Raw genomic sequence first — 14,121 nt, 5'->3', positions numbered from 1 at the left:
AAGCTACAATAAATGAAAATGACGTTGTTCACTTAGTGCCTTGGATGGATGAATCTCATACAACCCTGTCAATGGTCAGACCATCACTCCACAGCCTTTGTTTACCAATCAAATGTCAGCGCTTACATAGATGCTTGAACGTTATCCTTTTTGGAGGTGATTATCGAATCGTACATTCTATAAACCCGTGTCACCCTTTTAAAACTGGTCATATTCGTAACTTAAAGTTTATTTAAGGAGGGTTATCATGAAGTTAAAAAAAGCAATCGATAGATTTGACGCAATTATGGAATCCGTAGAAAGCTATCTCGTTTTTCTTTTACTTTTTGCGATGCTGTTTTTTGTCTTTATCGGGGTTATATTCCGCTACGGCTTCGGCTTCACATTAAGCTGGGGCGAAGAGCTTCCACGCTATATTATGATTTGGGCGACCTTTATCGGGGCAAGTCTCGGCGTCAAAAAAGGCTCCCATATTAGCGTCGATGCCCTCGAAGCATTTTTGCCGCTTGCTGCCAAACGTGTCATCGTTGTCATCAGCTATATTATTTCATTGGCGTTTTGTATTGTGATATTGGCAATCGGAGTTCCGTTTATCGGAAGTCTGGCAGACTCAGGTCAATTATCTCCGGCTTTGCGTATGCCGATGTATTTTGCTTACCTGGCTGTTCTAGTCGGCATTGGAATGATGGCCATCCGTTATCTTTTATTACTTATTTTTGAGCTTTTCTATCCACAATCATCAGAATTCAGCGTGCAAAATCAAAATAAAGAGGATCCGCTTTCAGGGAGAGGAGGTTTTGTAGAATGAGCCTAGTACTGGCAATTACCTTAATTATATTCCTATTGCTAAGCGTGCCTTTAGCGATTTCGATTGCCTTTTCCGGTATTCTGGCGATTCTATATGCTGGTGATTTACCAACCTTTGTCGGCGTACAGCGATTATTCACAGGCCTAGACTCCTTTCCGCTGATGGCCATTCCTTTCTTCTTATTGGCCGGTAAAATCATGGAAAAGGGTGGAATTTCGCGGCGGTTGATTGATTTGGCCGCAAGTGTTGTCGGTTCGACAACAGGTGGTCTGGCAATGATCGCCATCCTTGCTTGTATGTTCTTTGCCGCTATTTCAGGCTCAGCGCCGGCAACGGTCGTCGCCATTGGTAGTATCATGGTTCCAGCTATGTTACGGGCCGGCTATGACAAAGGCTTTACTATCGCCTTAATGGCCGTGGCCGGTACAATTGGCGTTATGATCCCGCCAAGTATTCCATTTATCCTGTATGGTATTGCCGCAAGCACAAGTATCGGTGACCTCTTTATTGCCGGAATTCTGCCAGGAATCCTTGTTGGGGTATCCTTAATGATTTATTCCTATTTCATTGCGAAAGCCCGTGGCTACAAAGGGGGAGAGCCTACTTCCCTTAAACGCTTCTTAACGAGCTTAAAAAGCTCAATCTGGGGTATTCTCATGCCGGTTATTATTCTCGGCGGTATTTATAGCGGCGCTTTCACACCTACTGAATCAGGGGCGATTGCTTGTGTGTACGGCTTGATCGTTTCTTATTTCGTCTATCGCGATGCAAAGCTTTCTGATTTAAAGCCGATCTTTGTCGAATCTGGTGCGACATCAGCGATGGTTCTGCTTATTGTTGGATCAGCTAATATTATGAGCTGGATTTTATCCACTGAACAAATTCCCATGCTCATCTCCGGCTTTATTTCCAACTTTGCATCAAGCTCCGCTATTTTGATGCTAGTCATTAACCTGCTATTACTTTTTGTTGGTACATTCTTGGAACTCGGCGCAGCTATTATCATTCTTGTTCCTATCTTACTGCCGCTTTTAGGTCAGTTCGATATTAACCTCGTCCACTTCGGCGTCATGATGGTTGTTAACTTAGCAATTGGACTGCTTACCCCGCCGCTTGGCGTAAATCTGTTCGTTGCCAAGAGTTTAAGTGATCTGTCCTTTAATCATGTAGTCAGGGCCGTTATACCGTTTTTAGCAGTCGTGATTCTAAACCTTTTCATGATCGCCTATATTCCACAAATTTCCCTGCTTCTTCTTGGGGATTAAAACCAACTAAAACTGCTTCTGGGACGGATCAAAAGGATTACCAACCTTTTGGTCCGTCCCTTTTCCTGCCCTCACTAAAGCTGGCCCCTTCCAGTCCAACCCTTGCAAAAACCTTCCTACAACATTCGGACTTTTCATTGCTTATCATAAGCGTATAATACTAACCATATTCTTCGTCATTCTACCGGGTGAATGCTTGCAAAAAATGTTGAATCCCTTCTTTTGCTTATGAAAGGAGAGCGCGCTCAGATGATTCTTGATCAACGCTGCATTGCCATCATGACAAAAATTGTTCATGCCGCGTCCCCCGTCTCTCCACAGGAGCTGATGGAGGAACTACATGTTTCCAAACGGACGATCTATTACGATATCGAAAAAATCAATGATTGGCTTGAACAGGCGAACCTGCCTCAGCTCGATTATGTGCGGTCTGCCGGCTTTTATATTAGCGAAAAAGAAAGCGCGCTGATTAAAAAAAAGCTCGCCACCTTTGATAAAAAAACAAACTATGAATTTTCTCCAAAAGAAAGAGCGGCCTGGATCGCGATTTTGATTTTGACCCGAGATGCTAAAATCTACTTGCACGATCTTATGGAAACGCTTCATGTGAGCAGGAGCACGTTACTTGCTGACCTGAAGCAGCTGAAGGAACAGCTTGGCCACTTTCAAGTTGAATTACATTTTCACAAATCATCCGGCTATTATATGGTTGGTGAAGAACAGGCCAAGCGGAAAATGCTCATTAGCTATTTGTCCCACCTTCTAACGAATAAGAGCTGGGATGCACTTTTAACGGAAATTCAGTTAATCGGTCAACAGCAGCCGGCGTCAGATGCCTTCCACAGCGCCGAGCTTGATGTCATTTATCACATTTTACATGAGTATGAGCCGTTGACAGGGGTGCGCTATACCGATGAAGTCATGCAGGCATTGAGCGCCCACCTCCTGTTGCTCATCAAGCGCTTTTCCAGAGGCAGATATATTCAAATGGATCCGGTGGAAAAGGATGTTATTAAACGGACAAAGGAATATCAGGCCGCCTCGCAGATTTGCCAGCAACTCGAAACCGTCTTCGATTTAAACGTTCCTGAAGATGAAATTCACTATATTGCCACGTTTCTGCTCGGCGCAAAAATTAGCGACTATCAGCTGGTTGATGTCGAGAATCAGGACACAGCCAACCTGAAGCATATCGTGACATTAATGGTTGATGATTTTCAAAAGTTTGCCTGTGTCTTCTTTCAAAACCGGGAAGAGCTGGAGCGGAATTTATTTATCCATTTAAAGCCGGCCTACTTCAGGATCAAGTATGGTATCGGTATCGACAACCCGCTCTCTTCTTCAATGCAGCACTCCTACCCTGATCTGTTTGTCCTGACAAAAAAAGTAGTTCATCACTTTGAACATGTTCTCGGCAAACCGATCTCAGACGATGAAGTTGCCTATATTGCGATGCACTTTGGCGGCTGGATCAATAAAGAAGGCGTGAAAGTGGAAAGCAGAAAAAAAGCAGTTGTCGTCTGCTCAAGCGGGATCGGTACTTCGCGGATTTTACAAAAACAGCTGGAGGACCTGCTACCTACCGTTGATGTTGTCAACGCCCTTACGGCGCGCGAATATGAAAACGCGAACCTTTCAGGCATCGATTTTGTGTTTTCAACAACGCCGGTATCCGAAAAAGGCGTAGCGGTGTTTGTCGTCAATCCGATTTTAAGTCATGCGGAGAAAGCGTCCTTGCTGAAGCAGTTCCAGGCGGGAGAGACCGTTCCGGGACAGATAAATCCTGAAGCCATTTTGAGCATTGTCGAGAAACACGCTCATATTACTGATGGAGACAAACTTCTGCAAGAGCTAAAGACCTTTTTACAAAACAACAAGGAAATGAAAAATGAGGTGGATCAAAGGCCGATGCTAAATGAAATACTCACCAAAGATAAAATCCAATTTGCCGAATCGGCAAACAGCTGGCAGGAGGCTTTGCAAATGGCCGCCGCGCCGCTGCTGGCCGACCAGTCAATCAGCCAGGGATATATTGATACGATGATTGAAAATGTTCATCAAATGGGGCCTTATATTGTGATCGCTCCAGGGATTGCTCTCCCTCATGCCCGTCCTGAAGCCGGCGTCAATAAGCTTGGCATGAGCTTCCTGCAATTACGTCAGAGCTGCTCTTTTTCAGAGAAGGCGGAGCATCAAGTATCATTGCTGTTTGTCCTGGCGGCGATCGACAATGATACTCATTTGACAGCTTTATCGCAATTATCAAAGATGCTGTCGGACCGCGACAACATCGAGAAGCTGCAAACGGCTCAGTCAGCCGACGAAGTTTTACCGATTATTAATCAATACTCACATATATAATACGAGGAGGAAGAAAAGATGAAAAAGATTTTAGTTGTTTGCGGTAACGGATTAGGAAGCAGCTTTATTGTTGAAATGAATGTCAAAAATGTATTAAGTGAGTTAGGTGTCGAAGCAGAGGTGTCTCATACTGACCTGACAACAGCCAAATCAGAACAGGCCGATCTTTATCTTGGCTCAAAGGATTTAATTTCTAACTTGGATGATGGCACGAGAACGATCATCGGCTTAACGAACATCCTTGATCAGGAAGAATTAAAAGCCGCTCTGCAATCTCATCTGTAAGTTCCGCGAAAGGCTGAAGAGGAGTGGAATTCTCCTCTTCAGACAAAACCGGATGAAAATAAAAAAACAAATAAAAATGGCATTAATAAGGGAGGGTTTAGAGTGTTTGATCTTATAATGAATGATATATTAGGTACGCCCGCGATCCTGGTCGGTTTATTCGCCCTGTTAGGTCTTTTATTGCAAAAGAAGGCGATTGCGGATGTCATTTCCGGAACGTTAAAAACCGTCATGGGCTTTTTAATCCTTAATGGAGGCGCCACCATATTAGTCGGATCACTTGACATTTTCGGGCAGATGTTTGAAAAAGCGTTCCACATCCAGGGAGTCATCCCGAATAATGAAGCGATTGTCGCGATTGCCCAGCAAACCTTCGGCAGGGAAACAGCAATGATCATGCTGTTTGGGATGCTGATGAACATCGTCATCGCCCGCTTTACACCATTTAAATATATTTTCCTGACTGGTCATCATACATTATTTATGGCTTGCTTAATTTCAGCGGTGTTTGCGACTGGCGGAGTCACCGGTTTGCCGCTTATCATTATCGGCTCCATTATCCTTGGTCTGTTAATGGTGTTCCTGCCTGCTATGATTCAGCCGTATGTGAGAGAAATCACAGGTAATGACAACATCGCCGTCGGTCATTTCGGCTCATTCGGCTATTTCACCGCGGGCTTTATCGGCAAAAGAATCGGAGACAAAGCGAAATCAACAGAGGATATTAAAGTACCGAAATCACTCGGTTTCCTGCGTGACACTTCCGTGGCGATGTCGCTGACGATGGCGATCCTGTTTTTAATCGTCGCTCCAATCGCCGGAAAAGGCTATATCGAGACCGAATTAAGTGATGGCGTCAATTTCCTTGTCTTTTCACTTATTCAGGCGATCACCTTTGCCGCCGGGGTCTATGTTGTCCTCGCCGGGGTGCGGATGCTGATTGCTGAAATTGTTCCGGCGTTTAAAGGGATTGCTGACAAAGTCGTCAAAGACGCGAAACCGGCTCTCGATTGTCCAGCCGTCTTCCCGTTCGCACCAAATGCGGTTATTATCGGCTTCCTGTTCAGCTTCCTTGCCGGCTTGATTTCGATGTTTTTGCTGCCGCTGTTCGGCCTTAAAATCATCGTACCCGGCCTGATTCCTCACTTCTTCACCGGCGCGGCTGCCGGGGTTTTCGGGAATGCGACCGGCGGAAGACGCGGCGCGATGATCGGCGCGTTTGCCAACGGCCTGCTGATCTCCTTCTTACCGGCGCTTCTCCTGCCGGTTCTCGGATCGCTCGGCTTTGAAGGCACAACCTTCGGCGACTCGGATTTCGGGATTGTCGGGATTCTCTTGAGCTTCCTGATTCAGCTCTTTTCTTAAGAAAAACGAATAGCGTCCTTTCTTATAAGTGGCGCGCGAAGCCAACGCTCTTCCCGCGAATATAAAAAACGCTGTTTCCCTGTGAGGGGAGCAGCGTTTTTTTCAGATGACAAGCCGTTCTAAAAGCCTATTTACGCTCTCCTTCATAAACCGTCAGCTTCTCTTCGATTGTCGTCCGCGCTCTTGCTTTCGGGATTTCATCGAAGTAACCAAGGTGCAAAAAGCCGGCAATTTTTTCTCCGGGCTGTACCCCTAATAGCTGACGAACCTTCGGGTCATAAATATGAGGGTTCGTTTTCCAGACAACGCCGAGCTGACGTTCCCAGGCAAGCAGCTGAAAGTTCTGAATCAGGGCGCCGATCGCGCCGAAATTTTCGTCCCATTGCTTTTGTCTTGGATCTTCCTCCATGATGACGATTAAAAAAGCCGCCGGACTGCTGAAATAAGCCCGTCTGTTTTCTTGCATCTCAGCCGGAAATGTTTTCACCAGCTTTTCCACAAACTCCTCCTTCTCCTCTGTCGGCACATAAATGAAGCGCCACGGCTCCCGTAATCCATGATTTGGCGCCCAAACAGCATCACGTAAAAGCTCCTTAACAAGCTCTGTCAGCACGGCTTGATCTGTGTATCCATTTTTGATCGAACGTCGTTCGCGAATCAGTTTCGCTAAATCGGTACTCATGCTCAAACCACCTTATCAATATAATGATAATCATTATCACTCAACTATTTCATTTTAATTGATTCTATTTTCATTGTCCACGTCTTATCCCTTTTTTCTTTATAGATAAAAAAAGTCCCATCCATACTGGCAAAAAAAGCTGCCTTCACCAGTTCTATGCACCGGTAAAGACAGCCTCCAATTTATTGATAGACACTTCCGCTCGACCGCTTAAACTCTTCGGCCTTTTCCTTCATCCCTTGCTCAATCGCTTCTTTCGTATCAAGCTTGTTCTCCTTCGCATATTCGCGAATGTCCTGAGAGATCCGCATGCTGCAAAATTTCGGCCCGCACATCGAGCAGAAATGAGCTGTCTTCGCCCCTTCGGCAGGCAAGGTTTCATCATGAAACTCCAGCGCTCGTTCGGGATCAAGTGCCAAATGAAATTGATCGCGCCAGCGGAATTCAAAGCGGGCTTTTGATAGCGCGTCATCCCTTTTCTGTGCCCCCGGATGGCCCTTCGCCAAGTCCGCGGCATGGGCAGCAATCTTATAGGTGATTACCCCTTCGCGGACGTCATCGCGATTCGGCAGGCCGAGATGCTCCTTTGGCGTCACATAGCAAAGCATCGCAGTTCCGTACCAGCCAATCATCGCCGCGCCAATTGCCGATGTAATATGGTCATAGCCCGGCGCGATGTCGGTTGTCAGCGGGCCAAGCGTGTAAAAAGGCGCCTCCTGACACACTTCCAGCTGCTTCTCCATATTTTCTTTTATTAAATGCATCGGCACATGCCCCGGTCCTTCGACCATCACTTGAACATCGTGCTCCCAGGCGATTTTCGTTAATTCTCCCAACGTTTCTAATTCAGCAAACTGCGCCTCATCATTTGCATCGGCGATTGCCCCCGGACGCAAGCCGTCTCCCAATGAGAACGCAATGTCATAGGTCTTCATAATTTCGCAGATTTCTTCAAAATGAGTATACAGGAAATTCTCCTGATGATGGTAGAGGCACCATTGGGCCATGATTGAGCCTCCACGCGAGACGATTCCCGTTAAGCGCTTCGCTGTTAACGGCACGTAGCGTAAAAGGACGCCAGCATGAATCGTGAAATAATCGACTCCCTGCTCCGCCTGCTCGATCAATGTATCGCGGTATACCTCCCATGTGAGATCTTCAGCGACTCCTTTCACTTTTTCCAGCGCCTGATAAATCGGCACTGTCCCGACCGGAACCGCCGAGTTGCGAATGATCCATTCCCGGGTCGTATGAATGTTTTTTCCTGTAGAAAGATCCATAATCGTATCGGCCCCCCAACGGGTCGCCCAGGTCATTTTTTCAACCTCTTGCTCAATCGAAGAAGAAACAGCGGAGTTGCCGATATTCGCGTTAATTTTCACATGAAAGTTTCGTCCGATGATCATCGGCTCCGTTTCGGGGTGGTTGATATTAGCTGGGATAATCGCCCTCCCCCTTGCCACTTCCTCTCGGACAAATTCCGGCTTCAGATTCTCCCTGATCGCGATAAACTCCATTTCAGGTGTAATGATTCCCTTTTTCGCGTAGTGCAGCTGGGTGACATTTTGTCCTTTTTTCGCGCGTAACGGCTTCCGCTTTAAACCTGGAAAGACGCGGTGATTCGCTCTTGGATCATCCTTGTCCTGATAGCCGTTATCCTCCGGCTTGATTTCACGCCCTTCATATTCCTCCACATCGCCACGCTCTTCAATCCACCCTCGTCTAATCGCCGGAAGCCCCTTTTCCATATTCACTGTATAATCCGGATCGGTATACGGCCCACTCGTATCATAAACACGGAGAGGAGGGTTCTCTTCTTCCCCAAAGCTGCCCGTTGTCGGACTCAGTTCAATCTCCCTCATCGGTACGTTAAGATCGGGCCTGGAGCCATTGACATACACCTTCTTACTCCCGGCAAAGCTGGACATAATGGACATGTTTTTTTCGTTTAATGAAGATGTCGACATAAAAAAAATCTCTCCTTTACATTTTAAGTGTGAAAGGACGAGATCTGGCACAACGGCGTGAAGGCTGTGCATTGCCTTCTTCGCGTGACATCGTCAGACTGACGCTGCCTATCTAAAAAGCCGGATCCATCACGTAAACGAATGGACCCGGCTCATGCAAACAGATGTATGTGCTGTTAGTATGCTAACTTCCCCACGCTGGTATGAGCCAGATCAGGTCCCAAGGGTCAAGAAACTTCAACGTGTTTCTTTCTCAGCCCACCTCATTGGACTCCCCCAGTTATTGCTTATTCAATTTACCCTCAGTATACAGAAGTCCCGCTCAAATGAAAAGAAAAATTTTACTATTTGTTCAAGTACCAGAAAAAGCAGCTTTTTCCCGGCGGGCTTTTCTTCCATGAAAGAAATAATAGAGCCCCGTTGATAATAGGACAAGGACTGAGCAGGCCAGATAAATATCGGCATATTCTAAATATGTCGCCATAATACCTAATAGAAATGAACCGATGGCGAACCCGGAATCAAACAATACAAAAAACGTTGCTGTGGCAACCCCTGCCCGTTCAGGCGGTGAAGCTTGAATGGCGATTGCCTGAAAGCTTGAAAACAACGTACCAAATCCAAGCCCAATCAGCCCTCCGGCGAGCAAGAGCATCCATCCTGATCCCACTTGGCTCAAAACCAAAACGCCGACAGCAAATACGATGATGCATGGATAAATCACTTTATTTTCTCCATACAGATCAAACCAGCGTCCTGTAAATGGTCTGGAAATTAACAGAAAGGTTGCGTAGACGACAAAGAAAAAGCTCGAAGCCTGAATCAGATTCAGCTCTTCGGCATAAACCGAGATAAACGAAAGGACGCCTGAATAAACAAATGCCAGAACAAAAGCAACAATCGCAATCGGGAACGTTCTTTTTTCAAAAAATTGAGCGAGACTAACCCGCTGTTTGACCGCGGCCACTTCTGCGGAAGCCGCGCTTTTATCCGCTACGTTGACAAGCAATGCACAGATGAGGGCAAGACAAGAAAAAACGGCGCATAATACCATTAAAAAAGTGTAGCCCCACGAATGAATAAAAGAAAGACCTAAAAAAGGGCCAATCACCATGGCAAGATTCATGAAAGTCGCATAATAGCCCATTCCTTCTCCACGCCGTTCCCTTGGGATAACGGTGGCGACAATCCCCCCGGTCGCGGTCGTCGCGATGCCAAAGCCGACCCCGTGCAAAATCCGCAGCACCAACAAAAGAAAAATCGTCGAGGCAAAAAAGTATAAAAATGAACCTGCTACAAAAATAAGAGTACCGATTAGTAACGTTTTCTTTTGTCCGACTGATTGCAGCCAATTTCCGGCGAATGGCCGAAAGACAATCGCGGCAATAACGAATAAAGCGGCGTTCAACCCGATCGATTGACCTCCGCCCGCCAGGCTCTCCACAATATAAATCGGCAATGTCACCATCAGCATATAAAAAATTAAAAAGATAAAAAAGCTCGCTAATGAAATACTAATAAAATCCTTCGTCCAAAGCTTTGTTTTCCCCATTCCTTTTCACTTCTTTCCAAATTCTTCTCCAACAAAAAAACAGCCATTAAAAGAGGAATCAAGGGCTGTCTCAAAAGTCCTCAAATTATCACAATCGTTTCGGGCGCTACCCGCATGGAAAAGAGCCCCGCGCTCTCTCCATGCTTGTAAACCGTAACGCTTCGTCCTTTTTTTATTCAGGGATGTATGGCAGCTCACCGTTTTTTGGTATGTTGATAACATGCGTATCCGTATAAGCAAGAAGACCTTCTTTTCCATATTCCCGCCCGATTCCCGACTGCTTCACACCACCGAACGGAAAGCGGACATCCAGCCCTTGTACAGCTGCTGTATTAATCATCGTCGTCCCTGCCTGGATATGCTTCGCCACCTTAATCGCGTGCTCTTCTTCTCCCCAAACTGAACTCGTCAGTCCATAAATACTATCATTTGCCAGCTCAATCGCATGTCTGTCATCATCAAAAGGTAATATCGGGACGGTTGGGCCAAACTGCTCCTCGACCACGATCGGATCATGATAATCCGCCTCCAGCACGACCGTCGGCTGCATGAAATAGCCTTCATTGAACAGCTCTTCATCTACGATCCTGCCCAGCTTGATCACTGTTGCCCCTTTGCTCTCGGCACCATCAATTAAGCTCTGGACATACTCCGCCTGCTTCTTATTGTTCACCGGGCCGATGGTGACCTCTTTATTAAACGGGTCACCTACTCGAATCCATTTATTCGCCGCTTCAATATACTTCTCAACAAAGCGGTCATAAATGGAACGGTGAACGTAGATTCGTTTGGCGATCATACATATTTGCCCCGCCGTTAAAAAGTTGGAAATCACAATGCGCCGCATTGCTCTCTCATCCTCAACATCGAAGTCCTCTAAAACAACCGCCGCATCATTTCCACCCAACTCAAGCGTCATCTTCTTGATCGTATCGGCAGCGGCTTTCATGATATGCTTCGCGGTCTCCGTTCCTCCCGTAAAGGCAATTTTCGCCACCTTCGGATTCGACGTCAATTCGACACCGACATCCGTTTCCCCGTGCACGAGATTCAGAACACCCTTTGGCAGCTCGCCGGCGATGATTTCAATGACTTTGCTGACAGCTAAAGGCGCTAACGGACTCGGCTTCAACACCATCGTGTTCCCCGCCAGAAGAGCCGGGGCAATTTTAATCGTTGACAAGGATAGCGGATAATTCCACGGTGTAATCGCCGATACGACCCCGATCCCGTCCCGGGCGATAATCGTTTTCCCACTCTCATGCTCTTGGACTTCATTTTTCAATACTTCTTTTGCATGTTCGCAGGCAAACTCCATCCAGGCAAGTGAAACACCGATTTCACCTTCCGAATCATACAGCGGCTTTCCGTGTTCCTTTGATAAGAGATGCGCAATGTCCGGCGCGGCCTCTTTCATCCTCTGAATCGCGCTTTTCATCCGCTCGATCCGCTCGTCTATCGCCGTTTCCGTCCAACCCGGAAAAGCGCCGTAAGCCGCCTCTATCGCCTGGACGGCCTCCTCACGGGTATTAACCGGCGCGTAACCGACAATCTCACTCGGCCGGGTCGGGTTTTCACGAGGGGCCTGCTTTTCCGACCTTATTTTTTCACCATTAATAATCGTTTCAGCTATAAATGCTTGATCTGACATGCTTGACCGTCCTTTCTAAAGAGACAGGATATAATTGACTACATTATGTGTAGTTTGTTCCTCCCTCTTTCGCCTCTATACTCATCATCAATTGAGAATATATGGCAGCGGTCAATTTTCTTTGTTGCTATAGCAACTATAGAAAAAGATTTCGGTCGAGTCAACTATCCTGCTTCGTTACCCTTCCTCGACCTTGTTCCACGCCCGGTTATGAATCAAATAAATTTGTTTCGCTAAAAAGGCCGGGGTGTACGGCATGTCGTTTTTCAGCCAGGCGACGATCGTTCCGATTAAAGCGGCAGAATCATACCAGATGAAAACCTCCATTTGAATTCCGGCCTTCAGCAGCTTGGATTCACGTCCCTTGCTCTCTTCGCCATTATCCTTATGCAACGCTCGGCTATACCGACCTGACCGATGCAACGCCTTATGCCTTCCTTATTCTGTTGTATACTGGCAGTCGAATTGGGATGGCGCTGTTTTTGATGCCGGTTCAGGGCTAAATCAGCTTCCGGCAAAGCCTTCATGCCCACGGCACGGCGATTTCCAATACAGTTAGACAAGTAGCCGGCGCCATAGGGACATCTTTGCTCGTAACGATTATGACAAGCAGAACAAATACTCACCTCGAAAAAATGACAACAGGCGCGGCAAATGCTGGAGAAGAAAGCCACCTGCTAATGGAAGCCTCCATTCAGGGAATCAATGACGCTTATTTCACCATTCTTCTTCTCGGCTTTATTAGTTTGGTTCTCTCCTTCTTTATTAAGCGCGCGAGCCAGGCTTCCGGGGAGATCCTTGATGCAAAGGAACAAACGGCAAGCAGATCGTAAAAGCAGACACAAATCCGTTGTGAAGAAGCTGCTGAAAATCGTACGTTTTCAGCAGCTTTTTCGTAATAAGCGTAGCCGTTGCCTGATTTTGCGGGTTTTGCCCTTTGCTTAAGAGCACTTATTCGGCTTCCATTACCTCTTCATCTTCTAACACTGTCTCATACTCATCGACTACGGCCCTGCCATTCTCCTCACGAAAAGAAATCACTTCTACACTTTTGTAGTAACGCGGTTCGCTCGTTTGCGTGAGATATGTGATCATCACCGAATGCTCGTCTTTCCGCTCTATCTCAAATTCCACAACCCATGGGCTTGAGCAGCAAAGGACATAGTTCCAGTCCGTTCCACTAACAGTCTTCTGTTCCTCGATAAATTTTTCTTTTGCTTCGGGAGACATCATCTCATAACGCGGCTTTCCGTCCCGCTCTTTTAACGCATTTGCCCAAATAAAGGACAGTTCTTCGATGTCTTCAATCCAAGCCTCGTCTTCTGAGGAGGGCGCTTGCCCGGTTTGCGGAAACAGGCTCTCGTTGATGGTTAAAAGAAGCAGCCCGGCGAAGAGAATGAGGACAATGATCGATGCCGAAAGCGGAACAGCCTTTTTCAGCCTTGCAGCAAGCGTTCCCCCCGGTTGATCACCATTGCCGGCCTCCTGTTCCTTAATTTTTTGAAACACTTTCTTGCGATCCTCCTCTGTAAAGCGCAGCCCATGCTCATCCTTTCTTCTGTCCATCGTTTTCCCCCTCCTCCAGCTTGCTTTTCAGCTGTTGCTTCGCTCTCCTGAGACGGGTTTTTACCGTATTTACATGAAGCCGCGTCACCTCGGCGATTTCTCCAATTTTCAATGAATGAAAATAATAAAGACTGATCACTTCCCTGTATTTAGGCGGCAAGGAGAAAACCATCTCTCTCAGCTCTTGATCATTCGCATTCTTCATCACCTTCTGTTCCACTGAAGAAGTGGTGAAACGGTAGTGAAGCAGAATATCCTTTACTTGCACCTTGCGATAGTGCCAGCTTTTCAGATAATCCTTGCACTCATTAATCGCAATCCGATAAAGCCAGGTCCTTATTTGCGCCTCATAGCGAAACGCTTCAAGGTTTTCATAACATTTAACAAACGTATTTTGCACAAGACCCTTTGCCAGCTCTTTCTCTCTCACATATGCAAAGGCCAGCCTCAGCAGCTCATCCCCATAGGCGATCATCAACTCTTCCAACAAACGATCCTTCTCTGCTTTCTCCACCACTCCACCCCCTTTATCCAATCCTTTGACGACTGCGGGGAGAGAAAGGTTTCATTCTAAGGCGATCAGAATAGCAAGAAAGAGGTGGCCCCTTATGGAACAACC

The 14,121-nt window shown here is 46.7% G+C and carries 13 protein-coding genes and 1 riboswitch; of the genes, 6 read left to right on the top strand and 7 right to left on the bottom strand.

All coding sequences use genetic code 11. The features are described 5' to 3' along the window. Nucleotides 1-247: 247 nt before the first annotated feature. From M3212_RS13530 to M3212_RS13510, 5 genes are all read left to right on the top strand, one after another. Nucleotides 248-808 carry a TRAP transporter small permease gene (locus M3212_RS13530; RefSeq protein ID WP_251194506.1) on the top strand — a complete coding sequence of 187 codons (561 nt, stop codon included), beginning with the start codon at nt 248-250 and terminating at the stop codon, nt 806-808. Then, on the top strand, nt 805-2,073 hold the full coding sequence (locus M3212_RS13525) for a TRAP transporter large permease (RefSeq protein ID WP_251194505.1): 1,269 nt from the start codon (nt 805-807) through the stop codon (nt 2,071-2,073). Before M3212_RS13530 ends, M3212_RS13525 begins: the two co-directional genes overlap by 4 nt. Before the next feature lie 249 nt (nt 2,074-2,322). After that, entirely contained in the window at nt 2,323-4,434 is a 2,112-nt protein-coding gene (locus M3212_RS13520) for a BglG family transcription antiterminator (RefSeq protein ID WP_251194504.1), read from the top strand. 18 nt (nt 4,435-4,452) lie between these two features. Then, nucleotides 4,453-4,719 (top strand): PTS sugar transporter subunit IIB, encoded by a 267-nt coding sequence (locus tag M3212_RS13515; RefSeq protein ID WP_251194503.1) that lies wholly within the window; start codon nt 4,453-4,455, stop codon nt 4,717-4,719. 102 nt (nt 4,720-4,821) lie between these two features. Next, a complete protein-coding gene (locus M3212_RS13510) occupies nt 4,822-6,084 on the top strand; it encodes a PTS ascorbate transporter subunit IIC (protein WP_251194502.1) in 1,263 nt (420 codons plus the stop codon). Between the two features lie 127 nt (nt 6,085-6,211). Here M3212_RS13510 and M3212_RS13505 read toward each other — a convergent pair whose 3' ends face one another. From M3212_RS13505 to M3212_RS13485, 5 genes are all read right to left on the bottom strand, one after another. Next, nucleotides 6,212-6,766 (bottom strand): nitroreductase family protein, encoded by a 555-nt coding sequence (locus tag M3212_RS13505; protein ID WP_251194501.1) that lies wholly within the window; start codon nt 6,764-6,766, stop codon nt 6,212-6,214. A gap of 182 nt (nt 6,767-6,948) precedes the next feature. Continuing rightward, on the bottom strand, nt 6,949-8,733 hold the full coding sequence (thiC, locus tag M3212_RS13500; protein WP_251194500.1) for a phosphomethylpyrimidine synthase ThiC: 1,785 nt from the start codon (nt 8,731-8,733) through the stop codon (nt 6,949-6,951). 173 nt (nt 8,734-8,906) lie between these two features. Beyond that, a riboswitch (TPP riboswitch) is annotated at nt 8,907-9,021 on the bottom strand. A gap of 64 nt (nt 9,022-9,085) precedes the next feature. After that, nucleotides 9,086-10,285 carry an MFS transporter gene (locus M3212_RS13495; RefSeq protein WP_251194499.1) on the bottom strand — a complete coding sequence of 400 codons (1,200 nt, stop codon included), beginning with the start codon at nt 10,283-10,285 and terminating at the stop codon, nt 9,086-9,088. Nucleotides 10,286-10,457: 172 nt separating this feature from the next. After that, nucleotides 10,458-11,936: an aldehyde dehydrogenase family protein gene (locus tag M3212_RS13490; RefSeq protein ID WP_251194498.1), complete on the bottom strand. Its 1,479-nt coding sequence runs from the start codon at nt 11,934-11,936 to the stop codon at nt 10,458-10,460. A gap of 177 nt (nt 11,937-12,113) precedes the next feature. Beyond that, the gene (locus tag M3212_RS13485; protein ID WP_251194497.1) at nt 12,114-12,359 is read right to left on the bottom strand and encodes a TetR-like C-terminal domain-containing protein; all 246 of its coding nucleotides are present in this window, start codon (nt 12,357-12,359) and stop codon (nt 12,114-12,116) included. Between the two features lie 164 nt (nt 12,360-12,523). Between M3212_RS13485 and M3212_RS13480 the strand changes: the two genes are divergently transcribed. Then, a complete protein-coding gene (locus M3212_RS13480) occupies nt 12,524-12,769 on the top strand; it encodes a hypothetical protein (RefSeq protein WP_251194496.1) in 246 nt (81 codons plus the stop codon). A 118-nt stretch (nt 12,770-12,887) separates the two neighbouring features. On the opposite strand, the gene M3212_RS13475 is transcribed toward M3212_RS13480, so the two are convergent. Continuing rightward, entirely contained in the window at nt 12,888-13,502 is a 615-nt protein-coding gene (locus tag M3212_RS13475) for a hypothetical protein (RefSeq protein ID WP_251194495.1), read from the bottom strand. Then, a complete protein-coding gene (locus M3212_RS13470) occupies nt 13,483-14,016 on the bottom strand; it encodes a sigma-70 family RNA polymerase sigma factor (protein ID WP_251194494.1) in 534 nt (177 codons plus the stop codon). Before M3212_RS13470 ends, M3212_RS13475 begins: the two co-directional genes overlap by 20 nt. Nucleotides 14,017-14,121: the final 105 nt, after the last annotated feature.

This window comes from Halalkalibacter oceani, from assembly GCF_023715705.1.
GTDB classification, from domain to species: domain Bacteria; phylum Bacillota; class Bacilli; order Bacillales; family Bacillaceae_D; genus Halalkalibacter; species Halalkalibacter oceani_A.
The sequence above is the reverse complement of the archived record's forward strand: the minus strand, read 5'-3'. Positions and strand labels throughout refer to the sequence as shown.